Genomic DNA, 1,087 nt, shown 5'->3' with positions numbered 1-1,087 from the left:
GCCTGTTTGTACTGCACTGGGCCAAGGCCGTCTTTATTCCGGTGATGCTGGGTGTGCTGTTCAGCTATGCTTTTTCACCGGTGGTCAACTGGTTTGAAACGAAACGCGTTCCACGCTGGCTGAGCGCCGCCGTGGTGTTGTTGACGATTGTGGGCAGCATCGGTGCGACGGCGTATTCGCTCAGCGACGAAGCGGCGCAGCTGCTGGAAGCGCTGCCGGCTGCGGCGCAGAAATTCCGCCAGGCCGTGAAGGTGCGCACCAACCAGTCTGACAGTGCCCTGGAAACCGTACAGAAAGCAGCCGCACAGCTTGAGCAGGCCGCGCAGGAAAGTGCTGCGACCAGCAACACGCGAGGGGCGATGCGTGTCGTGGTTGAGCCTGCCCGTTTCAACATCAAAAATTATCTCTGGTCAGGCACCATCGGGCTGATTGCACTGATCGGCCAGGCGACCGTGGTGATTTTCTTTACCTACTTCCTGATGCTTTCGGGCGACAGCTTCCGGCGCAAGCTGATCAAGCTTGCGGGCTCCAGCATCAGCAGCAAAAAAATCACGCTGCAGGCGCTCAATGAGATCACCGACCAGATTCAGCGCTACCTGCAGGTGCAGCTGCTGACCAGTGCGCTGGTCGGGGTRTTGACCTGGCTTGCGCTTTGGGCGTTGCGGCTGGAAAACCCCGCCGTGTGGGGCGTTGCCGCTGCCGTGCTGAACCTGATTCCTTACGTAGGCTCGCTGGTCACGGCGGCGACATCGGCCCTGGTGGCCTTTATGCAATTTGGCTCGCTCAACATGGCGCTGGCTGTGGGTGGGGCCTCGCTGGCTATTCACACCGTGGTGGGTAACCTCCTGACGCCGTGGCTTACCAGCCGCGCCAGCCGTATGAGTCCGGTGGCGGTGTTCGTCGGCTTGCTGGCCTGGGGCTGGCTTTGGGGGGTATGGGGCCTGTTGCTCGGCATTCCCATCCTGATGATTGTCAAATCGATTTGCGACCGCATCGATGACCTGAAGCCGATTGGTGAGTTTCTCGGCAGTTGATATGGCCCCCACGCTGGAATAAAGCCCCCACGGTCGCTCACTTCGTGTAGCTC

Annotated in this window: 1 protein-coding gene; it reads left to right on the top strand. The window is 60.2% G+C overall.

The features are described from left to right. On the top strand, positions 1-1,034 hold a 1,034-nt coding region (locus tag AC1DWI_RS24130; RefSeq protein WP_477726037.1), incomplete at its 5' end, for an AI-2E family transporter. Between the last annotated feature and the right edge of the window lie 53 nt (positions 1,035-1,087).

It is taken from the genome of Polaromonas sp. P3_C2 (assembly GCF_056402675.1).
Note: the sequence above shows the minus strand (reverse complement) of the source record. Positions and strands in the feature narration are given on the sequence as shown.